The following is a 19,936-nucleotide window of genomic DNA, read 5'->3' on the forward strand; positions in this document are numbered from 1 at the left end:
GGGCCGTCCCGCGGATCGGGAGTCGGCAACCTGGGGAAAGATATTGCAGACTCGGCGGACGTGGCCGAAACCGCGTCCATCGGCGAAGGCACCCGCATCTGGCACCTTGCGCAGATCCGCGAGGACGCCGCACTGGGCATGAACTGCAACGTTGGCCGCGGGGCCTATGTCGGCCCGGGAGTACGGGTAGGCGATAAATGCAAGCTCCAAAACTACGCCCTCGTCTACGAGCCGGCACGACTGGGCGACGGCGTCTTCGTCGGTCCGGCGGCCGTGCTCACCAACGATCTGCATCCCCGGGCCATCACGCCCGACGGTGCGCTCAAGGGCTTCGACGACTGGGAGGCCGTCGGCGTCACGGTGGGCACAGGTGCCGCGATCGGGGCGCGTGCTGTGTGCGTCGCTCCCGTCTGCATCGGCGAGTGGGCCACCGTGGCTGCGGGTGCCGTCGTCACCAAGGATGTGCCGGCCTACGCCCTAGTTGCCGGCGTGCCGGCCCGACAGCTGGGCTGGACAGGGGAGGCCGGGATCCCGTTGAAACAGGACGATGGCGGAATCTGGCTTTGTCCGGTCACCGGGCGCCGCTACATCGAAGCAAGGGGGCAGCTGTTGCCCGAGGAAACGCTCAAGGGGGAGTCGTGGAACGCGTAGACACGAGCAAGGTTATTCTGGGCGGTACGCCCGTGGATCTGATGGATCCGGAGGCGGCCCTGGAGATGATCCTCGGACGGGCCGTCCGCAGTGAAGACCGGCCACTGGCCGTCGCATCCGTGAACCTGGACCATTTGAACCACTTCGGCGCGGGGAGGCGGTGGGCGGGCACCCTCCATGACGATCCGGCCAGTGCCGTGGACTGGCTCTACCTGCTGGACGGGGCACCCCTGGTGGCCCAGTCCCACCGACTCACCGGCCGTCGTTGGCCGCGCCTGGCAGGCAGTGATCTGGCGTCCCCGCTGCTGCTGCGCGCGGAGGAGTTGGGTCTGAGGGTCGGATTCCTGGGCGGTTCGGAGGCTAGCCAGCGGTTGCTCGCGGAAAAGTTCGTTCGGGACCAACCCGGGCTCCAGATCGCAGGCATGTGGTCACCGGCCCGGAATGCCCTGGCCTCCGGGCCGGACTCGGAAGCCCTTGCTCGGCAGATAGCCGAGTCCGGGGTGCAGTTGCTCTATGTGGGGCTCGGCAAACCCCGGCAGGAGCTGTGGATAGACCGCTACGGAGGACTCACCGGCGCCGAAGTACTTCTGGCCTTCGGCGCTGCCGTTGACTTCCTGGCAGGCCGGATGGGCCGGGCCCCCAAGTGGGTCAGCGACCACGGTCTTGAATGGGGCTACCGGCTCGCTCTGGAACCCCGGCGACTTGCCGGACGGTACCTGCTCGGCGGAGCACCTTCCTACCTGAAGCTGCGGACGGATTCGTCTGCTGTACCGCCGGCGGTGCCTGATGTCCTGCCGTCGGGCACGCCGGCGCCCCGATCGCCGGGCCGGTTCACCGGACCTGATGGCGCAGCGGACGCCGTCGTCGTTGTCGTCACTTATAACAGCGCCGGTGACATTGACGCCCTTCTCGGCAGCCTGCGGGCCGAAACGTCCGATCTGACCCTGCGGGTACTCGTCGCCGACAATTCATCCCGCGACGGCACGCTCGGACTCGTCCAGCGGCGGCACCCGGACGTTATCGCATTCGGCACCGGCGGCAACTTGGGGTACTCCGCCGGCATCAATGCCGCTTTGCGCCGGGCGGGCGACGCCCAAACCGTGGTGATACTCAATCCGGACCTCCTGGTCAAGCGAGGTAGCTTAGCGGTGATGATGAACCGGCTCCAAGCCTCCCGCGCCGGGGCCGTCGTGCCCCGGCTGGTCGACAGCCAGGACGCCACCCTCCCCAGCCTGTACCGCGAACCCAGCATCACCCGGGCCATCGGCGACGCGTTCCTGGGGCGACGTGCCCCGGATCGGCCCGGCTGGCTTGCCACAACCGATTTCAACGCCGAAAGCTACGCCCACGCCCATCCGGTGCAATGGGCAACCGGGGCCGCGCTCATGGTTCAGCGATCCCTGGCGGACGCACTGCCGTGGGACGAGTCGTACTTCTTGTACTCGGAAGAGACGGATTTCTTCCATCGAATGAGGATGCTCGGCCAGCGGGTCTGGTATGAACCTGCGGCCGCCATGACCCACAAAGGCGGAGGGTCCGGTGAGTCGGCGGAGCTCAATGCCCTGATGGCCGTCAACCGCGTTCGTTATGTCCGCAAGTACCACTCGGCAGCCTATGCAGGCGCGTTTCACGCAGTTCTTGTTTTGTCCGAACTCCTGCGCTGCTGGAAACCGGATCGCGCCGGCGTGCTGTGGACTGTCGTGTCCGAGGATCGCTGGGCGGCGTTGCCCGGCCCCGTCACGACCCGCCACACTGTGGGGCACACCGTCACCGAGGTCGTCGGCGCTCGCCGCGCTCCGTTGTCCGCGGTGAACGCCGCCTTATATTTGGGATTCGCGGTGGCGGGCCGCCGGGGCTCGAAGGGCGCCGAACGCTCGGAGCGAGACGAGAGCAGCCACGGGCCTGCGGCCAAGGGCGGGTCCCCGTGCTGAGCACGTACACAAATCCGCCGACGGTCAGGGATCGGGAGCATGCTGGCCCCCCGATGCTCCTCAAGGTCACCGTGTTTTCCGTCGTGGCCGTGCCGCCATACCTGGTTCTGGAACCCGTGGGTGCCAGCGGAAGCCTCCCGCAACTTCTTGCCCTGGTCCTCTTTGGTTTGTGGGCAGTATCCAGTGCACTGGCACTCCACGATCCGGTGGGCTTCGCCCACCCGGGCCGAGCGGCGGTACTGTTGCTCCTCGTAGCTTCCTGTGTCAGCTATGGGCACTTGTTTGCCGGTCTGAGCGGCGCAAGTACAGTGTTGGGCCGGGCGGCAGCGGATCGCTGGATGCTATTGGTCTTTGCCGCTGCCGGAATTGCCTTCGTGACGACGGAAACCGTACGGAGTCTCGAGGATGCGATGGTACTGGTCCGCTGGATCCTGGCCGGCGGGGCGGTCTGCTGCGTCGTCGCCCTCATCCAGTTCCTAACCCACACGAACCCGGTCGAGTGGTTCAGAGTGGTCATGGTGGGCTTCGTGGACGACAACGCAGGTACGGTGTTCCAACCACGTTCCGCGCTAATGCGCGTCTCCGGAACCACGATGCATCCCATTGAATTGGGGGTGGTCAGTGCCATGTTGGTCCCGTTAAGTGTCTGGCGGGCGCTGTATGACAGGCGGGGACCCTCGTGGCTGCACTGGTCGGTCGTGGGGTTACTGATTACTGCGAATGCCCTGACGGTCTCCCGGTCCGCCTTGATCGGTCTCGCCATCGCCCTTGTGATTTGCGTGCCCTTTCTGCCGAGGATTGCCCGGCAATGGACCGCGATCGTGGTACCGGTGGGTGTCGCCGGCCTGTTCATTGCGGTGCCTGGGCTCATTTCCACGATGTTCAACACCTCGACAGCCGGGAGCTCGGATTCCTCCGTGTCGGCCCGGACGGACGACTACCCGCTGGTGCTCCGGATGGTATCCGACCGGCCCTGGTTCGGCTCCGGGCCGGGGACCTGGATGCCCGCACATCAGAGAGACATCTTCGACAACGAATACCTTCTGGCCGCCGTCACGATGGGGGTCATCGGGTTAGTCGCCCTCGTGGCATATCTGGCGGTACCGGCGCTGGCCGCCCTGACGGCGGCGAGGAATGCGCAATCGCAGCAGCTTAAGTTGCTTGCCGCTGCCGCTGCCGCTGCCGGACTCATCGCCACTGTCGCGTCGGGAACTTTCGACTCCATGTCCTTCGGCGTCTTCGCCTTGCTGTGCCCGTTTTTCATAGGTTTGTCCGGAACCACTTGGCTGATGGTTAAGAATCAACTCGAACAAGCCCAGGAGGCTCCGTCCGGAGCTCTGGCGGCGCCTGTTCCCTGGGGGTAGGAAGAAAAATTATGGACCCGATTTCGGTACTCAAATCCCTGTGGCGGCACAAATGGGTGGCGCTGCCCATGGTTCTGCTAACGTGCGCAGCGTGTGCATACGTCATGTTCTTCGCTCAGCGCACTTATCAGGCGACCATGACGTACGCCCTGTTGACGCCAAAGACTCCAACCACCGAAGAACTGCAAGCCAACCCCAAGCTGGCGGCGCTGAACTCGGACAACCCCTATCTCAGAAGCGCCGACAATACCTTGCTGGCCCAGGTGATCATCACCAAACTTGGATCCCAGGACGTCGGGGAACAGCTGAAGAAGCAGGGCCTCGGAGTGGAGTACTCGGTGGGCCAGTCCAGCAGCTCCTCGTCCGGTATGATGCTTCAGCTCTCAGCCTCGGGCACATCGCCGACGCAGGCTGTCGATACGGCCCTGGCCCTAGGCAAACGGCTCACCACGACCCTGCACGATGTACAGACGATCAATGGCGCGGATAATTTGTACTTATTCTCCGCGCTTCCGGTAGACGGACCCGGTCAGGCAAAGGAGATGTTTTCAAGCCGGCTCCGCACCCTGATCATAGTGGCGGTCGGAGGAGCACTGCTGGTTTTCGGCTCCGTTTCCGTCGCCCGCTCGCTGGAGCTGGGCAGGGAACGGCGGCGGGCGGAGTCGAGGCCTGCCCAAGATGCCGTCAGGGTTCGGCGCCAGCGTGCCGAGACACCTGTCCAGCGCCGGCACGTGGCGCCCGATCAGTCTTTGCCGCGGGACGACGTGGTCTCCGGCATCGAGCCACGGGATCCATCTTCCCTGTTGGCCGTTCCTAGCCCGGGTGACCGGTCCCGAAGTCAGTGACTTCCTGAACCAACGACCGTGCCTTCCTTCGGTTCGACCGGAAGACTGCTTATTGTGTTGCCCTCCGGTGCGCCAGGATCTCCGCGAGTTCGGCCAGCCGGTGCGCGCGGGCGGATTCGGCCGGTGTGAACGGCTCACCGGGCCGCGAGAAGGTGATGGGTCCGTGCCATGCCGTAGGGATCTTCATTACCGTCCCGTCGGCGGACGGTGGCACCTCGGCGCTGCCGGTGCCGGGTCCCGTGACGATCCTGGCCCGCAGCAGTTCCGCGACGGCCAGCGGCAGCTCCTGCGGGCTGGCGGCGATCCGGGCGGCCAGGCTCAGCGCCCCCGTTTGCCCGTCGGCCATGGCCAGGGCCGTGGTCGGCCAGACATGCGGATCGGCTCCGCCGCCGGAACGCAGTGTCCGCAGGAGTTCGCTTTCGCGGACGTCCCACGGTGCGGAGAGCACGAACTCGTCCAGCACGCCGCCGGGCACGGGGTGAACGTGGATGCTGAGGATATTCGTCTCCAGCCCGGCCAATGCCTGGGTGAGCTTCTGCAGCGACCCGGGCCTGTCCTTCAGGACAGTCCGGGCCCGCCACAGGGCAGGCGCAGCGTCGAGTCGCTTGCGGTGCCGCAGGGCCGGGGCATGCAGCCAGCCCCTCAGCATCCGGGCCGCCGAGGGTTCGGCTACCCAGATCACCAGGATGGTCGCGGTCATGGTCAGAACCAGAACCTTGGCAACATAGGGCAAGTGCGTTCCCACCACCGCCGCATGCACCAGCAATTCGATGGGAAGCATCACGGCGATATTGGCTAAAGTCAGCCGCGTCTTGGGCGGTTCGGGCATTTGGCCGCAGACTTCGCAGCTCAACTCGGAGGTGGCGGGGGACTGGGCTTTGGCTGGGTTTTTGCCTGCGGCGTTGCGCGTCATGCTCCCATGATTCCGGCCCGCTGTTTCGGCCGGATTGCCGCCGCGTGACGGTTTCGGACCGCCGCTGAGGGCTACGGGAGATGGCTCGAGGGCGGCCGGGACTGGCCGCTAACGGCTGGCGGCGTGGCGGGGGCTGTCCTCGTCCGCATCCTCCTCCAGATGCGGACTTGCGGTCCCCGCTGCGTGCACCCCTGCGGTTCCCGGAGCGCCGGCGCGGCCGCCGTCGGATTCCGGGCCGGCCAGCCCGGCCAGCAGATCCCGGATCTCGGCCAGCAGGGCGGTGTCGGCCGGGATCGGTTGTTCCTCGGGTTCGGCCGCGCTCAGCCGGCTCTTGACCATCCTGTTGATCCGGTTCATTGGGGCCACGAAGATGAAGTACACCACCGCGGCAGTGATGAGGAAGGTCAGGAAGGCCGTGAGCACAGCACCGAAGTTGACGAACGTCTTATCGTTGCCAGGCCAGATGTGGAAGCCCAAGCCCTGGGTCTTGACCCCGCCGGCCGCGGCGATGATCGGATTCACGATGTTGGACGTGAAGGCGCTGACCAGCGCCGTGAAGGCGGTGCCGACGACGACGGCGATGGACAGTTCGATCACGTTGCCGCGAAGGATGAAATCCTTGAATCCTTTGAGCATGGGGAACCTCCGGTGTGCGTTGCTGGATGTCTGAGCCGTGAATCGGCTGTCTGATCCACAGGTGCTTGATTCAACCGATAGACGCTACCACTTCGCCTGGGTTCCGGCGGATCCCGTTCACCAGGATCCGGTGCTCCAGCCGCGGGGATCCGGAGTAAAATCCACCATGGATGCCAGCGCCGCCGCCGTAACACTCCGACCCGCTGCGAAAGGCGCTCCAACTCATGAAAGCAAGCCTGTGAGGCCGCGTCCCCGTGCAACCCGCGCCGTGAGGCGGCCCCACGAAGGTGCGCCCGTGAGGTTGCTGCCGTGAAGCTGCTCGCCGACATGTTCACCATCGCGCCGGGAAACAAAGACCACCGGGTCGCTTTCCGCTGCGCCGTGGGCGTGTTCGTCCCGCTGATCACCCTGATGCTGCTGGGAAGGCTGGATCTGGCAATTTTTGCCTCCTTCGGCGCCTTCACCGGCATCTACGGCCGGAATGAGCCGCATGCCAGGCGGCTCACTCTCCAGGTGCGGGCCGGCGGCCTCATGCTGCTGGTGATGTTCCTGGCCGCCCTCACGGCGCGGGTGGACGCGCTGGCCCGGCTCTCGGCCGAAGGCACCACGTGGGTGCTGGTGGGGGCCACCACCGTGGTGGCGGGCGCCTGCTCGCTGGTGGTGGCGCGATGGCGGCTGCGTCCTTCGGGTTCGCTGTTCCACATCTTTGCCTTTGCAGCCATCGCGTCGATCCCCAACCAGCCGCCGCTGTGGCAGTGCATGCTGGTGGCCGTGCTCACCGTCGCCTTCTCCCTGCTGCTCGGCCAGTCCTCCCGCGTGGCCCTTGGCCGCCAGGCCCCGTGGGTGAGCCCGAAGCCCGTGAGCCTGACGCCGGCCGAGGAGCGCGCCGCGTGGCAGGAAAGCGCGGGCTACCTCGTGGCGGCCGGACTGGCGGGAACGCTGGGGACCCTGGCCGGTGCATGGCTCGGGGTGGGCCACAACTACTGGGCGATGGTGGCCGCCGTCGTCCCGCTCGTGGGACACACCACCCGGCACCGCGTCAGCCGCGGCCTGCAGCGCATCGCCGGCACCGCGCTGGGTCTCGTGTTGCTCGCCGGGATCCTCCTCCTGCAACCGACGCCGTGGCAGACGGTGCTGGTGATTGCCGCGTGCCAGTTCGGCGCCGAGATGTTCATCGCGCGGCAGTACATGCTGGCGCAAGTCTTCGTCACGCCGCTGGCTCTGACCTCCACGCTCCTGGTGGCACCTGTGCCGCCCGGCATCCTGCTCCGCGACAGGATTGTGGAAACGGTCATCGGCGCTGCCGTCGGCATCGCCGTCGTGCTGGCGCCCGGGGCGTGGCGCCGCCTGAGGTCCCGCCGCGGGATCTCGCCAGGACGCCGTTCCTAGGCAGGCCCGACGCCGGCGATTTCTCCCACAGCCCGGGCCGGCCGAACCCGCCGGGACGTGGGCCAAGAGGCCGGAAAGGGTGCATATTTCCATCGACAGGCCTTGGGGCCAGGACTAGCCTTTAACCGTCCCAGCACAACCCGACAAGGATGACGGAGAGGTGTCCGATCATGGGAACGGCAGAGAATGTTGAACTGGTCCGGCGGGGGTACGCGGCCTTCAACGCAGGGGATATGGCGACCCTCAGCGAGATATTCGCGGAGGACGCCGTCTGGTACGTCGCCGGGAGCGGCGTGCTGTCTGGAACCAAAGCGGGCCGCGACGCGGTCCTGGCGTACTTTGGTGAACTCGGGGCACGAACCCAAGGTCACTTCCAGGCCAACGTCGAGGACATCGTCGGCGGCGAAAAACACACCGTCGCGATCCAGCAAACCCACGGGGAGGCCAACGGCAAGACCTTGGACATGGCCACCGTCATTACGTTCGTCGTCCGCGATGGACAGATCGCCGAGGGGCGGGAATTCTTCGAGGACACGGCCAAGGCCGACGAATTCTGGACCTGAGCGAGGGGCACAGTCCGCCGGCACCGTGACAGGCACCGTGACAGGCGGGCCCGGGTCGTGGCCGCTTTAGTCCTGTTCCAGCGTCTCGGTCAGGTGGTGCGTCGGAATCCGGTCCCGGTCATAGGTGATTTCCGTGTATCCGTGCGGCTCAGGCTTGCCAGACAGGCTCAGGTTCACGAACACGATTTCCTCGATTGTGAGGATGCTCTGCCGGGTAATCATGTTCCGGACTTCGGCCCGCATGGTCAGCGACGTCCGGCCGAAGCGGGTCGCGGTCAGGCCCATTTCGATCAGGTCGCCCTGGACCGCAGAGCTGACGAAGTTGATTTCGGAGATGTACTTGGTGACGGCCCGGCCGTTGCCCAGCTGCAGGATCGCGTAAATGGCCGCCTCTTCGTCGATCCACTTCAGCAGGCTGCCGCCGAACAGCGTGCCGTTCGCGTTGAGGTCCTCGTGCCGCACCCATTTGCGGGTGCGGAACGTGATGTCGGCCGATTCCATAGTGCGAGGGTAGCCGACTCCGTGCCGGCCGGCGTTGTGTGACGCATCATGCCGGGATGGCGGGCCCAGCGGGGGCCGCCCCGGTCCGCGGCCCCGGGCGGCCTCACGCCATGGCGGTGTGGGCTGCGCTGTGCGAATCGATCGGCTTCGCGTAGCAGTACGAGTGCTCCACGCCGATATACGGTCCAAAGTTCGGCACGGACACGAAGCCGGAGTTCTCGTAGAACTGCCGCCCGTCGGTCTGCACCGAGCCCGCTTCCGCGGTCAGGGTGGTGGTCCCCAGCGCGTGGGCGTGCGCTTCGAGGGCCGCGAGGATGGAACTCGCCACCCCCGAGCCGCGGGTGTACGGCAGGACATAGAGTCGCTTGATTTCGGCGGTGTGGGTATCCAGCATCCGAAGACCGCCGCAGCCGACCGGCTGACCGGATGCTTTGTCGTGCGCCACCAGGAACACCGCGGTGTCAGCTTCCGACGGCGGCGGGCCGGGTTCGTGGTCGGGCCGGCCGAAACGGGCGTCGAGTTCTGCCTGCTGGGCGGCTCTCAGGTCCGCGCCGACGGGGTTCGCCCACGTGACCTGACGGATGTTGAGCCGCGGGTTGGTCTGCATCACTGCCTCGATTCGCCGAAGGGTTATGCAGCCCAAGGCTAGGCGCCGGCGGTTTCGGCTGTGTTTCCTGCCGGTAAGCGTTGCGCTACGCCGGACGGCCGGTGGGATCCTCCGCCGTCGGATCCGCCAGGACCAGGCCGCCCACGGGACTTTCGTCCCAGTGGATGAGCCGCCACCCGGCGTCGGGATCGCCCTCCAGCGCCACAATGCCGGTATTGGCGATGACATGGCGGAGCGCGAATTCAGGTTCCACGTTGACGGCACGCACCCCGGCCCAGACCCGGATGGCGGCGCCGTGGCTCACCACGGCCACCGCCCCGGAGCCGGCAACGCCCTCGGCGGCGCCTGCAATCCTGGCAATCGAGTCATCGAAACGGTCAAAGAACTCGTGGCCGTTGGGGCCGGCCGGCATCTGGCGGTCCAGATCCCCAGCAGTCCAGGCCGCGACCGTCCCGAAGTAGCGGAGGTGCGATTCGCGGTCCGTCAGCTTCTCCAGGGACCCGGCTTCGATTTCCCGCAGGCCCGCGAGAATCCCCACGTCAAGGCCCCGCAGGGTGGCCAGCGGCTGTGCCGTGATCTGGGTCCGGATCAGGGTCGAAGCGTAGAGAAGGCCGATCCGCTCGTTTGCCAGCGACCGCGCCAGGGCGGCCGCCTGCTGCTCGCCGAGTTCCGTCAGCCCGGGGCCCGGATGGTCGGTGTCCAGCTGCCCAAGCACGTTCCCGGGCGTCTGGCCGTGGCGAATGAGCAGGAGCCTCACTTGAGGTGATCCACCAGCTTGTCCGCGATGCCGGTGTAGCGTCCGGGCGTCAGCGCCAGAAGCCGGGCTTCGGCGTCCGCAGACAGGCCCAGGCCCTGGACGAATTCCCGCATCCGCGCGGCGTCCACGCGGTGTCCGCGGGTCAGGTCCTTGAGCCGCTCATACGGGTTGTCCATGCCCTCGACGCCAGCGATCGCCTCGGCGCGCATGACCATCTGGATGGCCTCGCCCAGGACCTCCCAGTTGGTGTCCAGGTCCGCGGCCAGGACGTCCCCGGCAACCTTGAGCCGGTCCAGGCCCTTGGCGACGTTGGAGATGGCGAGCAGCGAGTGGCCGAACGCCACGCCGATGTTGCGCTGCGAGGAGGAGTCGGTGAGGTCGCGCTGCCAGCGGGAGGTGACCAGGGTGGAACCCAGCACGTCCAGGAGGCCGGAGGAGATTTCGAGGTTGGCCTCGGCGTTCTCGAACCGGATCGGGTTGACCTTGTGCGGCATGGTCGAGGAGCCGGTGGCACCCGCGACCGGAATCTGCACGAAGTAGCCGATCGAGATGTAGCTCCAGATGTCGGTGCAGACGTTGTGCAGGATGCGGTTGAACCGCGCGACGTCGGCATAGAGTTCTGCCTGCCAGTCGTGGCTTTCGATCTGGGTGGTCAGCGGGTTCCAGGTCAGGCCGAGGCCCTCGACGAAGCTCTTCGCCACGTGCTCCCAGTCGGCGCCCGGGACGGAGGCGACGTGGGCCGCATACGTGCCGGTGGCGCCGTTGATCTTGCCGAGGTACTCGGTCCGGGCAATCCGATCCAGCTGGCGGTTGAGCCGGTGCGCAATGACGGCCAGTTCCTTGCCCAGCGTGGTGGGCGTGGCCGGCTGGCCGTGTGTGCGGGAGAGCATCGGCACTGCACGGTTGTCCTCGGCCATGGCGCTGATCTGGGCCACGAGGGCGCGGGCCGCGGGGAGCCACACGTCCTCCACGGCTCCCTTGATGCCGAGGGCGTAGGAGAGGTTGTTGATGTCCTCCGAGGTGCAGCCGAAGTGCACCAGGGCGGTCAGGTGATCGATCCCGATGCCGGGCAGTCGGCGGCCGATGTAGTACTCGACGGCCTTGACGTCGTGCACCGTCACCGCCTCGATCTCGGCCAGTTCGGTGACAGATGCGGCGTCGAACTCCGTGACGATCGCGCGCAGCTGCTCCTGCTGCGCTGCCGTGAGCGGGCCGGCGCCGGGCAGGACGCTGTTCCCGGTCAGGTGGATCAGCCACTCAACCTCCACGGCCACGCGGTCGCGGTTCAGGGCCGCCTCGGACAGGTAGTCCACCAGCGGCGCAACGGCGGACTGGTAGCGGCCGTCCAGCGGGCCGAGTGCGATGTGTCGGTCCGACGCGGCAAGTGCCAGGCGTCCGGACGGCGTGCGGGTATCAGCTGTGGCGGCAGTTTCAGGCATGTGCCGATTCTTTCACGAAGTCCCGCCGGGCCTTAAGCGCGCCCGTCCTTATGACATCACCGTGTGACATCGCCTGTGACATAGTCCGGCCGCTGTGCACGGCGCTCAGTGAGGTTTTCCACATAGCCCGACCGCGCTCTTCAGCGGGGTCGTGCCTCCCGTTAGCGTCGGTGTCATGAGCAGTTGGGCAGCACAGGGCAGTTGGGCAGCACGGGGCAGTTGGGTAGCGCAGGGCAGTTGGGTAGCGCAGGACAGCGGGATGCCGCCCGGCCCGGCGGGCAGCACAGCAGTGCATGGCACGGCAGTTCTTGGCGTGACCGCCGCCGACGCCCTCGCGTGTGCCTCGCGCAGTTACGAAGTCCAGCAGCTCGCCGCGCGCGTTGCGCGGTGCGCCGATGAGGCAGACGCCGTGCTGGCCGCCGTGGCCCGACTTGAGCTGCAGACCTGGCAGTCGCCGGCCGGACGCGCCTATCGGCTGACCCTGTCCCTGCAGGCGGCGGCGCTGCGCCGCAGCCGGAATGCGCTGCTGGACGCTGTGGCCGTTGTCAGCCGCCACGCCCAGAGCGTGACTCTCTCCACGGGCCGGACGGGCCCCTGATGGCCGACGCCACGCCGGTAGACTCCGGCGGCGCGCCCCGGGTTTCCGCGCCACCACCCGACGGGATCCTGCGCATCCGGGGCGGAATCGGAGGGCTCAGCTTCCAGTTTGAGGAACTGCTTGCCGGCGCCGCGGCACTGGACGGGCTGGTCCGGCGGTTGCAGTCGGTTGAGGTGGAGGCAGACGCCGTGAAACACGCGCTCTTTCCCTATCAGCGCGACTCCTATACCAGCGGGAGCAACGCCATCATCGCGGTGGGAGAGGCGGGCGGGGACGTCGGCCGCGTCCGGTCCCAGCTGCAGCGCATCGGCGACGACGTTCGCGCCAGCTACCGGGAGTACGAATATGCCGAAGCGCGGAACGCCCTGCTGCTTCGGCTGGGTCTTCGCGGCACCGAATACGGCGCGGCCCCGGAACCCTTCGCCCTCCCCGGTGTGCGCGACACCGTCGAGGACTGGATAGCCACTGCGCCCCGGAGCCTTGCGGCGATGCTTGGCCTGCCGGCGCCCTTGGCCGCAGTGCTCGAATCCCTGCGCGGGCCCACCGACATCCGCGGCCTGGTGCGCGAGGCGTCGGAAGCGCCAGGACTCATGTTTCTCAAGCCCAGCCCGGTCAGCGTCGTGGCCCGCGAGACGTTTTCCGCCAAGGTCGACCTCTCACCGGCCGGACTGCTGCGGCGGGCCGGAGCCGTGGGACAACAGGCCGGCCGGATTGAGGTCATCGAAGTTGACGGAACGGGACGGCCGGCATGGGTGGTGATCATTCCCGGGACCCAGCTCGGAGGCACACCGGAAGGCGCCAACCCCTTTGATCCCGCCGGAATCGCGGAGGCCTTGGGCTACGACTCGGCATCGACAGCCGCTGCCATCCGGCGGGCCCTGCAGCAGGCCGGAGCAACCCCCGGCGATCGGCTCGTGGCTGTCGGCTACAGCCAGGGCGGGATCCACGCGATGAATCTCAGCAAGGACCGGGCTTTCCTGGCGGAGTACGACCTCAAGTTCGTGCTGACGGCGGGCTCGCCCGTCGGCGCCATCACCCCGGCACCGGGGATCCGCAGCCTGCACCTGGAACACGAGCAGGACTGGGTGCCGGGCGCGGACGGTGAGGCCAACCCGGATACCAGGGACCGGGTGACAGTAACGCTCACCAACCCGTTGGAAATTCCGCCCCTGAAGGACTTCGGCCTGGGACCGGGGCACCGGCTCGAGAACTACGCCGATGGTGCCACACTCATCTCGACGAGCCGGGACAGCACGTTGCGTGACTCGACTGCGGCGCTGGCCGCTGTGGTGGGAACCGGCGGCACGGCGATGGTGAGTCGTTTCACGCTCCGTCGTGACGCCAGGCCTGCGGTGCGGGAGGTGCCCGCGGTTCCGGCTCCGGCTCCGTCGCCGCGGTCAGGGAAGGCAGGGAACCAGCGCCCGGGCCCCGGACGTAGCCCGGCCCGCACCGGAGCACCCGGCTACTAGCGATCGGCTCCTATCGATCGAGCGCGGGAAGGAAACTGGCCACGAGGGACACGCCGCTGATGATGATGGCGGCGAACACCGCCGTCCAGAAGAAAGAGTCAATGGTGAAGTGCACCGTGGTGTAGCTGCTGATCCAGGACGTCAGGTAGAGCATTCCCGCGTTGATGACAACCGTGAAAAGACCCAAAGTGAGGATGGTGATCGGCAGGGAGAGGAGGCTGACGATTGGCTTCACGAAGGCATTGACCAGACCGAAGATCAGGCCGATGAACAGGTAGCCCAGGATGATGCTGAGAGTGCTGCCACCCGCGGTGGAAATATCCAGGCCGGTGAGGATCCAGCAGGCGATGGCCAGGGCCAGTCCGTTGATGATGACTCGTACGAAAAATGAGCGCATGGCCCCATGCTGTCATACGCCCGACGGCAGCGGCAGGGACCATATCCCCCATATTCTCTTATCCCGGCAGGGACCCGAAGTAGGCTAGTTGGCATGACTTCATCAGAGAACACGGCCGGGGGCATCAGGCCCCGTCCGGTGGTAGACCTCCTCCCTCGCTACGCGGCTGGAAAACCGCCCGTCCCCGTGGAGGGGCTGGTCAGCTACAAGCTCTCCTCCAACGAGAACCCGCTGCCCCCGATCCCTGCAGTGCAGCAGGCCATCGCGGCGCAGACCGACTTCAACCGCTACCCGGACCCGCTCAGCAGCAAGCTGCGCGAATCACTCGCCCGGTTCCTCGAGGTTCCCGCGGAGGACATCGTCACCGGCGCCGGCAGCCTGGGTGCCCTGAACCAGCTGCTGACCACGTTTGCCGGCCAAAACGACGATGGCAAAGCCGACGAAGTCATCTACGCGTGGCGGTCGTTCGAGGCCTACCCGATCTGCGTCGGACTGGCTGGAGCTGAAAGCGTGCGGATCCCGTTGACCGCGGACGGGCGGCATGACCTCGAAGCCATGGCAGCCGCGGTGACGGCTCGGACCCGGATGATTCTGCTGTGCACGCCCAACAACCCGACCGGCCCCATTCTGACCACCGAGGAAACGGAGGCCTTCATCAAGGCCATTCCTTCGGATGTCGTGGTGGTCATTGACGAGGCCTACCAGGAATTCGTGCGGGCCGAGGACGCCGTGGACGGCATCGCCATGTACCGCAAGTACCCAAACGTCGTCGTCCTGCGGACGTTTTCGAAGGCGCACGGCCTCGCCGGACTTCGGGTGGGCTACAGCGTCTCCCGGCCGGAACTGACGCAGCACCTGCGCGTCACAGCCACGCCCTTCGCGGTGTCCCAGATCGCGGAAACCGCCGCGGTGACGTCGCTTGAGCACTTCGACGACGTTGTAGAAAGGGTACAAAGCCTGGTCGACGAGCGGGACCGGGTCACGGCCGGACTGCGGGACCTTGGATGGTTCGTTCCGGAGGCCCAGGGCAACTTTGTCTGGCTGAATCTGGGCGCGAACAGTGCGGAATTCGCCGCCCTGGCCGCGGAACGTGCGCTTTCCGTGCGTGCCTTCGGCGAGGAGGGGGTCCGGGTCAGTATTGGCGAAACGGACGCCAACACCCGCTTCCTGGAGCTCTGTGCGATCTATACAAAACCACCACGGCGTTCCTAGCGATTAACGTGACGCGTTTCAGCCGCGCCGTGCGGCTAGAGTAAGGACGAGTAAGCCAAAATATATGCCAAACCGGGAATGTATTCCCGGTTTGGCATATATCCCAGCGATTGCGGCGCATTCGGATGCGGCAAGCAAGGAGACGGTATGGGCGCCACACATCTGCCCTCTACCGAGTTCGACGGAACCGACATGGATGACCAGCTCGAGGCGGAAGCCGAAGCCCGCCTGGGCGCCCCGGCGGAGCCCATGGTCCAGCTGCTGGGCCCAGACGGCAACTTGGGCTCCGATCCGGTTTTCTCGGCGTACGCCGAGAAGCTTGATCCGGAGACCCTACGGGGTTTCTACGCCGATATGGCGAAAATCCGCCGATTTGATGTCGAAGCCACCGCCCTGCAGCGGCAGGGCCAGCTGGCCCTGTGGGTCCCGCTGACCGGGCAGGAAGCCGCCCAGATCGGTTCCGGGCGCGCCAGCCAGCCGCAGGACTATATCTTCCCGACCTACCGCGAGCACGGTGTCGCCCTGACACGCAACGTGGATCTCGCCGAGCTGCTGCGCCAGTTCCGGGGCGTGTCCAACGGCGGCTGGAATCCCAAGGACACGAATTTCCACCTCTATACGCTGGTCCTGGCCGCCCAGACCCCGCACGCCGTCGGATATGCCATGGGCATCCAGCGGGACCAGAAGCTGGCGGCCGCTGCGGCGGGCGGGGCCGGCGCAGAGGCCGGGGAGCCCAAGGCGGCCGTCATGGTGTACTTCGGCGACGGCGCCAGCTCCGAAGGCGATGTCCATGAGTCCATGGTGTTCGCCTCGTCCTATCAGGCGCCTGTGGTCTTTTTCTGCCAGAACAACCACTGGGCCATCTCCGTGCCGAGCTCGGTGCAGACCCGCATCCCGCTCGCTAACCGCGCCAAGGGCTACGGCTTCCCGGGCATCCGGGTGGACGGCAATGACGTGATCGCCGTCCACGCCGTCACGGAATGGGCGCTGGAACAGGCCCGCGAGGGCAACGGTCCGGTCCTGATCGAGGCGTTCACGTACCGGGTCGGGGCACACACCACGGCCGATGATCCCACCAAGTACCGCGGGTCCGCCGAAGAAGCCCTGTGGCGGACCAAAGACCCGCTGGAGCGGCTGGAGAAGTACCTCCGGGCCGAGGGTATCGCGGACGACGCCTTCTTCGAACGCGTCCGGGCCGACGGCGACGAACTCGCCGCCTATGTCCGCAAGACCACCCATGATCTCGAAACACCGGATATCCGGACCGCTTTTGCCAACACGTATGTGGAAGCCCACCCGCTGGTCGCCGAAGAGCTGGCCTGGTTCGAGGAATACAGTGCCGGGTTTGCCGACGAGGAAACGGCCGCCCCGGCAAAATCCGCCGGGGCAGAAGGCGACGTCACGGAGGCGGCCAACTGATGACGACCATGACCATTGCGAAAGCGATCAACGAGGGCCTGCGGGCCACGCTGAACAACAACCCCCGCGCGCTGCTGATGGGCGAGGACATCGGGGCCCTCGGCGGCGTCTACCGGGTCACCGACGGACTGATGGCCGATTTCGGCGTCGACCGCGTCGTGGACACCCCGCTGGCCGAATCGGGCATTATCGGCACCGCGATCGGGCTGTCCCTGCGCGGCTACCAGCCCGTTTGTGAAATCCAGTTCGACGGCTTCGTGTTTCCCGGGTTCAACCAGATCACGACGCAGCTGGCGAAAATGCATTCGCGCAGCAACGGCAATCTGACCGTCCCCGTCGTCATCCGCATCCCGTACGGCGGCGGCATCGGATCGATCGAGCACCACTCGGAATCGCCGGAAGCACTCTTCGCCCACACGGCGGGCTTGCGCATCATCACGCCGTCCAATCCGCACGATGCCTACTGGATGATCCAGCAGGCCGTCGACTGCCAGGACCCGGTGATCGTTTTCGAGCCCAAACGCCGCTACTGGCTCAAAGGCGACGTCGATACCGAGAACCCAGGTGCGTCCGCCGACCCGTTCAAGGCGCATGTGCTCCGCGAGGGAACCGACGCCACCGTGGTGGTCTACGGGCCCCTGGTGCCCGTGGCCCTGGCCGCAGCCGAAGCCGCCGCGGAGGACGGCCACAGCATCGAAGTGATCGATCTCCGCTCCATTTCGCCGATCGACTTCGACACCGTCGCAGCCTCGGTCCGCAAGACCGGCCGCCTCGTGGTAACCCACGAAGCCCCCACGTTCGGCGGCATCGGCGGCGAAATCGCGGCCCGGATCAGCGAGCGGGCATTCCACTCGCTCGAAGCCCCCGTCATCCGGGTCGGCGGATTCCACATGCCCTATCCCGTGGCGAAGGTCGAGGAAGACTACCTGCCGGACATCGACCGCATCCTTGAGGCGCTGGACCGCGCCCTCGCTTACTAAACGAGGACCCATGACGCTCAACAAGTTCAACCTGCCCGACGTCGGCGAAGGGCTGACGGAAGCCGAAATCGTCGCTTGGAAGGTCAAAGCCGGCGATACCGTGGCCATCAACGATGTCCTGTGCGAGATCGAGACCGCCAAGTCCCTCGTGGAGCTGCCCTCGCCTTTCGCGGGAACGGTCACCGAACTGCTGGTTCCCGAGGGCGTCACCGTGGAGGTCGGCACCCCGATCATCACCGTGAGCGACGCCGTCACCGCCCCGGCTGCTGAGGCGGCGCCTGCCCCGGATGCGGCCACCGCAGCTCCCGCCGCCGCAGCTCCGGCTGCCCCGGCGCCCATGTACGGCACGCTGCAGGCCGACACGTCCGACGCCGGCGAACCTGCCGGCCGTCCGGCCGGCGGCCCGCTTGTGGGGTCCGGCCCCAAGGCCGACGCCGTCAAGCGCCGGCGGCGGATTTCGGCATCGTCGGCCCAAGCATCCGGTGCCGCTGCGGCCACGGGTTCAGACGGCGGTGCCGCTGCGGCCACGTCCGGCGCTGAGCGGGCGGGGATCGAGACCCACGACGTCTGGATCAACCCGGCCGCCGTCGGCCGACCGGCTGACGCTCCCGCCGTCGCCGATGACCTGCGCCCCACGATCGGCGGCGCCATCAGCGGCCTGGTCGGCAAAGTGCTGGCCAAGCCTCCGGTCCGCAAGATCGCCCGGGACCTCGGCATCAACCTGGCCGACGTCGTGCCCACCGGCGCCCGCGGTGAGGTGACCCGTGAGGACCTGGTGAGCTACCAGGCCCAGCGGGACGCCGAGGTGGACCAGGCTGACTCGTTCTGGGGCAAGTCAGGCCGCCCGCAGGACCAGCGGATCGAGCGGATCCCGGTAAAGGGGGTCCGCAAGGCCACCGCAAAAGCCATGGTCGAATCGGCCTTCGCGGCGCCGCACGTGAGCATCTTCGTTGACGTCGACGCGAGTCGCACCATGGAATTCGTCAAACGGCTGAAGACCTCCCGCGATTTCGAGGGCATCAAGGTCTCACCCCTGCTGATCCTGGCCAAGGCCGTCATCTGGGCCGCGGCGCGCAACCCGAGCGTCAACGCCACCTGGGTGGACAACCCGGACGGCAGCGATTCGGCGGAGATTCACGTCAAGCACTTCATGAACCTGGGCATCGCGGCCGCCACGCCCCGCGGACTGATGGTGCCGAACATCAAGAACGCCCAGGACCTGTCGCTCAAACAGTTGGCCCTGTCCCTGAACGAACTCGCCACCACGGCGCGGGCCGGCAAGACCCAGCCGGCCCAGATGCGGGGCGGCACGCTCACCGTGACCAACATCGGCGCCCTCGGGATCGATACCGGCACGCCCATCATCAACCCGGGCGAGGTCGCGATCGTCGCGTTCGGCACCATCAAGCAGAAGCCCTGGGTCCTGGACGGCGAAGTCATTCCCCGTTGGATCACCACCCTCGGCGGCTCGTTCGACCACCGCGTGGTGGACGGTGACCTGTCAGCCCGCTTCATGGCCGACGTCGCCGCCATCTTGGAAGAACCGGCCCTGCTGCTGGACTGACACGGCCCCCGGGCCCCGGGCCGCAGCGTTCCGTCCCAGTTGCTCCAGCTCCCGCAGCCCGGGAATCCGGGGTATCCCGCGCTATCCGGCGGGTTACCCCGGCCGCGGCGGCGTCCGGCGGCGGGCAACTGGGACAGAGCGTCGGACCCAGGCCTCAATATCGCCGGTCAGTATCGCCGGTCAGTATTTCCCCGGCGCTGGCCCGAGCCGGGGCTCGAGATGCCGGACGGCTCAGTTTCCCGAGTACGCGGTCAGGAGCTGGGCCAGCGCGGGATCGCCGCTCGCGCCCGCCAGCGCGGCCGCGGCGGCACATATCAGGCCCGCGAGTCCCACGCAGACCGCGCTGATCCCGGTAAGGAACTTCCAGTCCTCCCGGAGCACGCTGCGCACGGTGTCGGGCATGCGCAGGCCCGGGGTGATCAGGTTGGGGGCGCTGTCCGTTGACCCGTCGTCCAGGAATGCGATGACGCGCCCGGCACCGCGGTCCAGGCGCATGGCGCTGATGTGGTTGCCGTGGCGCGCGAGCAAGATGTCATGGCCAACTAACTGGCGGCGTTGAAGAGTGATCACGGGGGTCCTCTGGCGGGTTGGTCTCGGATGTCCGCACCATCGCAGGGCACTTCCCATTTTACTGCGCCTGGCCCTCCCGAGCGGCTCGCCGGCGGTGAGACTTCCCACGGGAGGAGGTGATCCCCGTCAAT

20 protein-coding genes are annotated in these 19,936 nt (G+C 67.0%); 12 read left to right on the top strand and 8 right to left on the bottom strand.

The annotated features are described in order from the left end of the window. Positions 1-30: 30 nt before the first annotated feature. Genes AB4Y72_RS17200 through AB4Y72_RS17215 form a run of 4 tightly spaced genes read left to right on the top strand, consistent with a single transcriptional unit; the run spans position 31 to position 4,791 of the window. Entirely contained in the window at positions 31-651 is a 621-nt protein-coding gene (locus AB4Y72_RS17200; RefSeq protein WP_441427418.1) for an acyltransferase, read from the top strand. Continuing rightward, on the top strand, positions 639-2,582 hold the full coding sequence (locus tag AB4Y72_RS17205; RefSeq protein ID WP_441427350.1) for a WecB/TagA/CpsF family glycosyltransferase: 1,944 nt from the start codon (positions 639-641) through the stop codon (positions 2,580-2,582). Before AB4Y72_RS17200 ends, AB4Y72_RS17205 begins: the two co-directional genes overlap by 13 nt. Before the next feature lie 53 nt (positions 2,583-2,635). After that, entirely contained in the window at positions 2,636-3,946 is a 1,311-nt protein-coding gene (locus AB4Y72_RS17210; RefSeq protein ID WP_441427351.1) for an O-antigen ligase family protein, read from the top strand. Positions 3,947-3,957: 11 nt separating this feature from the next. After that, positions 3,958-4,791, top strand: coding sequence for a Wzz/FepE/Etk N-terminal domain-containing protein (locus AB4Y72_RS17215; RefSeq protein WP_441427352.1), 834 nt, complete (start codon positions 3,958-3,960; stop codon positions 4,789-4,791). Between the two features lie 49 nt (positions 4,792-4,840). Here AB4Y72_RS17215 and AB4Y72_RS17220 read toward each other — a convergent pair whose 3' ends face one another. Both AB4Y72_RS17220 and mscL read right to left on the bottom strand, forming a co-directional pair. After that, on the bottom strand, positions 4,841-5,704 hold the full coding sequence (locus AB4Y72_RS17220; RefSeq protein WP_441427353.1) for an amino acid-binding protein: 864 nt from the start codon (positions 5,702-5,704) through the stop codon (positions 4,841-4,843). 108 nt (positions 5,705-5,812) lie between these two features. Beyond that, the gene (gene mscL / locus AB4Y72_RS17225; protein ID WP_441427354.1) at positions 5,813-6,340 is read right to left on the bottom strand and encodes a large conductance mechanosensitive channel protein MscL; all 528 of its coding nucleotides are present in this window, start codon (positions 6,338-6,340) and stop codon (positions 5,813-5,815) included. 309 nt (positions 6,341-6,649) lie between these two features. Between mscL and AB4Y72_RS17230 the strand changes: the two genes are divergently transcribed. Continuing rightward, positions 6,650-7,729 (top strand): FUSC family protein, encoded by a 1,080-nt coding sequence (locus AB4Y72_RS17230; protein WP_441427355.1) that lies wholly within the window; start codon positions 6,650-6,652, stop codon positions 7,727-7,729. Between the two features lie 170 nt (positions 7,730-7,899). After that, positions 7,900-8,292, top strand: coding sequence for a nuclear transport factor 2 family protein (locus AB4Y72_RS17235; protein ID WP_441427356.1), 393 nt, complete (start codon positions 7,900-7,902; stop codon positions 8,290-8,292). A gap of 66 nt (positions 8,293-8,358) precedes the next feature. Here AB4Y72_RS17235 and AB4Y72_RS17240 read toward each other — a convergent pair whose 3' ends face one another. The 4 genes from AB4Y72_RS17240 to purB all read right to left on the bottom strand — a co-directional run bounded on the left by AB4Y72_RS17240 (position 8,359) and on the right by purB (position 11,596). Continuing rightward, entirely contained in the window at positions 8,359-8,793 is a 435-nt protein-coding gene (locus tag AB4Y72_RS17240; protein ID WP_441427357.1) for an acyl-CoA thioesterase, read from the bottom strand. Between the two features lie 103 nt (positions 8,794-8,896). Further along, the gene (locus tag AB4Y72_RS17245) at positions 8,897-9,400 is read right to left on the bottom strand and encodes a GNAT family N-acetyltransferase (protein WP_441427358.1); all 504 of its coding nucleotides are present in this window, start codon (positions 9,398-9,400) and stop codon (positions 8,897-8,899) included. 85 nt (positions 9,401-9,485) lie between these two features. Continuing rightward, positions 9,486-10,157 (bottom strand): histidine phosphatase family protein, encoded by a 672-nt coding sequence (locus AB4Y72_RS17250; RefSeq protein WP_441427359.1) that lies wholly within the window; start codon positions 10,155-10,157, stop codon positions 9,486-9,488. Further along, on the bottom strand, positions 10,154-11,596 hold the full coding sequence (gene purB / locus AB4Y72_RS17255; protein ID WP_441427360.1) for an adenylosuccinate lyase: 1,443 nt from the start codon (positions 11,594-11,596) through the stop codon (positions 10,154-10,156). The genes AB4Y72_RS17250 and purB overlap by 4 nt, the downstream gene beginning before the upstream one ends. Before the next feature lie 259 nt (positions 11,597-11,855). Between purB and AB4Y72_RS17260 the strand changes: the two genes are divergently transcribed. Beyond that, positions 11,856-12,194: a hypothetical protein gene (locus AB4Y72_RS17260; protein WP_441427361.1), complete on the top strand. Its 339-nt coding sequence runs from the start codon at positions 11,856-11,858 to the stop codon at positions 12,192-12,194. After that, positions 12,194-13,663, top strand: a complete 1,470-nt coding sequence (locus tag AB4Y72_RS17265; protein ID WP_441427362.1) for a hypothetical protein — start codon at positions 12,194-12,196, stop codon at positions 13,661-13,663. The genes AB4Y72_RS17260 and AB4Y72_RS17265 overlap by 1 nt, the downstream gene beginning before the upstream one ends. Before the next feature lie 10 nt (positions 13,664-13,673). Here AB4Y72_RS17265 and AB4Y72_RS17270 read toward each other — a convergent pair whose 3' ends face one another. Next, positions 13,674-14,060: a phage holin family protein gene (locus AB4Y72_RS17270; RefSeq protein ID WP_441427363.1), complete on the bottom strand. Its 387-nt coding sequence runs from the start codon at positions 14,058-14,060 to the stop codon at positions 13,674-13,676. 93 nt (positions 14,061-14,153) lie between these two features. On the opposite strand from AB4Y72_RS17270, the gene AB4Y72_RS17275 reads away from it, so the two are divergent. The 4 genes from AB4Y72_RS17275 (at position 14,154) to AB4Y72_RS17290 (ending at position 19,235) form a co-directional block, all read left to right on the top strand. After that, positions 14,154-15,272, top strand: coding sequence for a histidinol-phosphate transaminase (locus tag AB4Y72_RS17275; protein ID WP_441427364.1), 1,119 nt, complete (start codon positions 14,154-14,156; stop codon positions 15,270-15,272). A 147-nt stretch (positions 15,273-15,419) separates the two neighbouring features. Continuing rightward, positions 15,420-16,691 (top strand): pyruvate dehydrogenase (acetyl-transferring) E1 component subunit alpha, encoded by a 1,272-nt coding sequence (gene pdhA, locus AB4Y72_RS17280; RefSeq protein ID WP_441427365.1) that lies wholly within the window; start codon positions 15,420-15,422, stop codon positions 16,689-16,691. Continuing rightward, positions 16,691-17,671 carry an alpha-ketoacid dehydrogenase subunit beta gene (locus AB4Y72_RS17285; RefSeq protein WP_441427366.1) on the top strand — a complete coding sequence of 327 codons (981 nt, stop codon included), beginning with the start codon at positions 16,691-16,693 and terminating at the stop codon, positions 17,669-17,671. Before pdhA ends, AB4Y72_RS17285 begins: the two co-directional genes overlap by 1 nt. 10 nt (positions 17,672-17,681) lie before the next feature. Next, positions 17,682-19,235, top strand: coding sequence for a dihydrolipoamide acetyltransferase family protein (locus AB4Y72_RS17290; protein ID WP_441427367.1), 1,554 nt, complete (start codon positions 17,682-17,684; stop codon positions 19,233-19,235). Between the two features lie 231 nt (positions 19,236-19,466). On the opposite strand, the gene AB4Y72_RS17295 is transcribed toward AB4Y72_RS17290, so the two are convergent. Continuing rightward, positions 19,467-19,805 carry a hypothetical protein gene (locus AB4Y72_RS17295; RefSeq protein WP_441427368.1) on the bottom strand — a complete coding sequence of 113 codons (339 nt, stop codon included), beginning with the start codon at positions 19,803-19,805 and terminating at the stop codon, positions 19,467-19,469. Positions 19,806-19,936: the final 131 nt, after the last annotated feature.

Source organism: Arthrobacter sp. YAF34 (genome assembly GCF_052113245.1).
Lineage (GTDB): Bacteria > Actinomycetota > Actinomycetes > Actinomycetales > Micrococcaceae > Arthrobacter.

Excerpts from the sequence above, each read along its gene's own strand:
- pdhA (WP_441427365.1), top strand. The coding sequence starts at position 15,420 with ATGGGCGCCACACATCTGCCCTCTACCGAGTTCGACGGAACCGACATG.
- AB4Y72_RS17245 (WP_441427358.1), bottom strand. The coding sequence starts at position 9,400 with ATGCAGACCAACCCGCGGCTCAACATCCGTCAGGTCACGTGGGCGAAC.
- AB4Y72_RS17260 (WP_441427361.1), top strand. The coding sequence starts at position 11,856 with ATGCCGCCCGGCCCGGCGGGCAGCACAGCAGTGCATGGCACGGCAGTT.
- AB4Y72_RS17275 (WP_441427364.1), top strand. The coding sequence starts at position 14,154 with ATGACTTCATCAGAGAACACGGCCGGGGGCATCAGGCCCCGTCCGGTG.
- AB4Y72_RS17265 (WP_441427362.1), top strand. The coding sequence starts at position 12,194 with ATGGCCGACGCCACGCCGGTAGACTCCGGCGGCGCGCCCCGGGTTTCC.
- AB4Y72_RS17290 (WP_441427367.1), top strand. The coding sequence starts at position 17,682 with ATGACGCTCAACAAGTTCAACCTGCCCGACGTCGGCGAAGGGCTGACG.
- purB (WP_441427360.1), bottom strand. The coding sequence starts at position 11,596 with ATGCCTGAAACTGCCGCCACAGCTGATACCCGCACGCCGTCCGGACGC.
- AB4Y72_RS17235 (WP_441427356.1), top strand. The coding sequence starts at position 7,900 with ATGGGAACGGCAGAGAATGTTGAACTGGTCCGGCGGGGGTACGCGGCC.
- AB4Y72_RS17240 (WP_441427357.1), bottom strand. The coding sequence starts at position 8,793 with ATGGAATCGGCCGACATCACGTTCCGCACCCGCAAATGGGTGCGGCAC.
- AB4Y72_RS17270 (WP_441427363.1), bottom strand. The coding sequence starts at position 14,060 with ATGCGCTCATTTTTCGTACGAGTCATCATCAACGGACTGGCCCTGGCC.
- AB4Y72_RS17210 (WP_441427351.1), top strand. The coding sequence starts at position 2,636 with ATGCTCCTCAAGGTCACCGTGTTTTCCGTCGTGGCCGTGCCGCCATAC.
- mscL (WP_441427354.1), bottom strand. The coding sequence starts at position 6,340 with ATGCTCAAAGGATTCAAGGATTTCATCCTTCGCGGCAACGTGATCGAA.
- AB4Y72_RS17220 (WP_441427353.1), bottom strand. The coding sequence starts at position 5,704 with ATGACGCGCAACGCCGCAGGCAAAAACCCAGCCAAAGCCCAGTCCCCC.
- AB4Y72_RS17215 (WP_441427352.1), top strand. The coding sequence starts at position 3,958 with ATGGACCCGATTTCGGTACTCAAATCCCTGTGGCGGCACAAATGGGTG.
- AB4Y72_RS17285 (WP_441427366.1), top strand. The coding sequence starts at position 16,691 with ATGACGACCATGACCATTGCGAAAGCGATCAACGAGGGCCTGCGGGCC.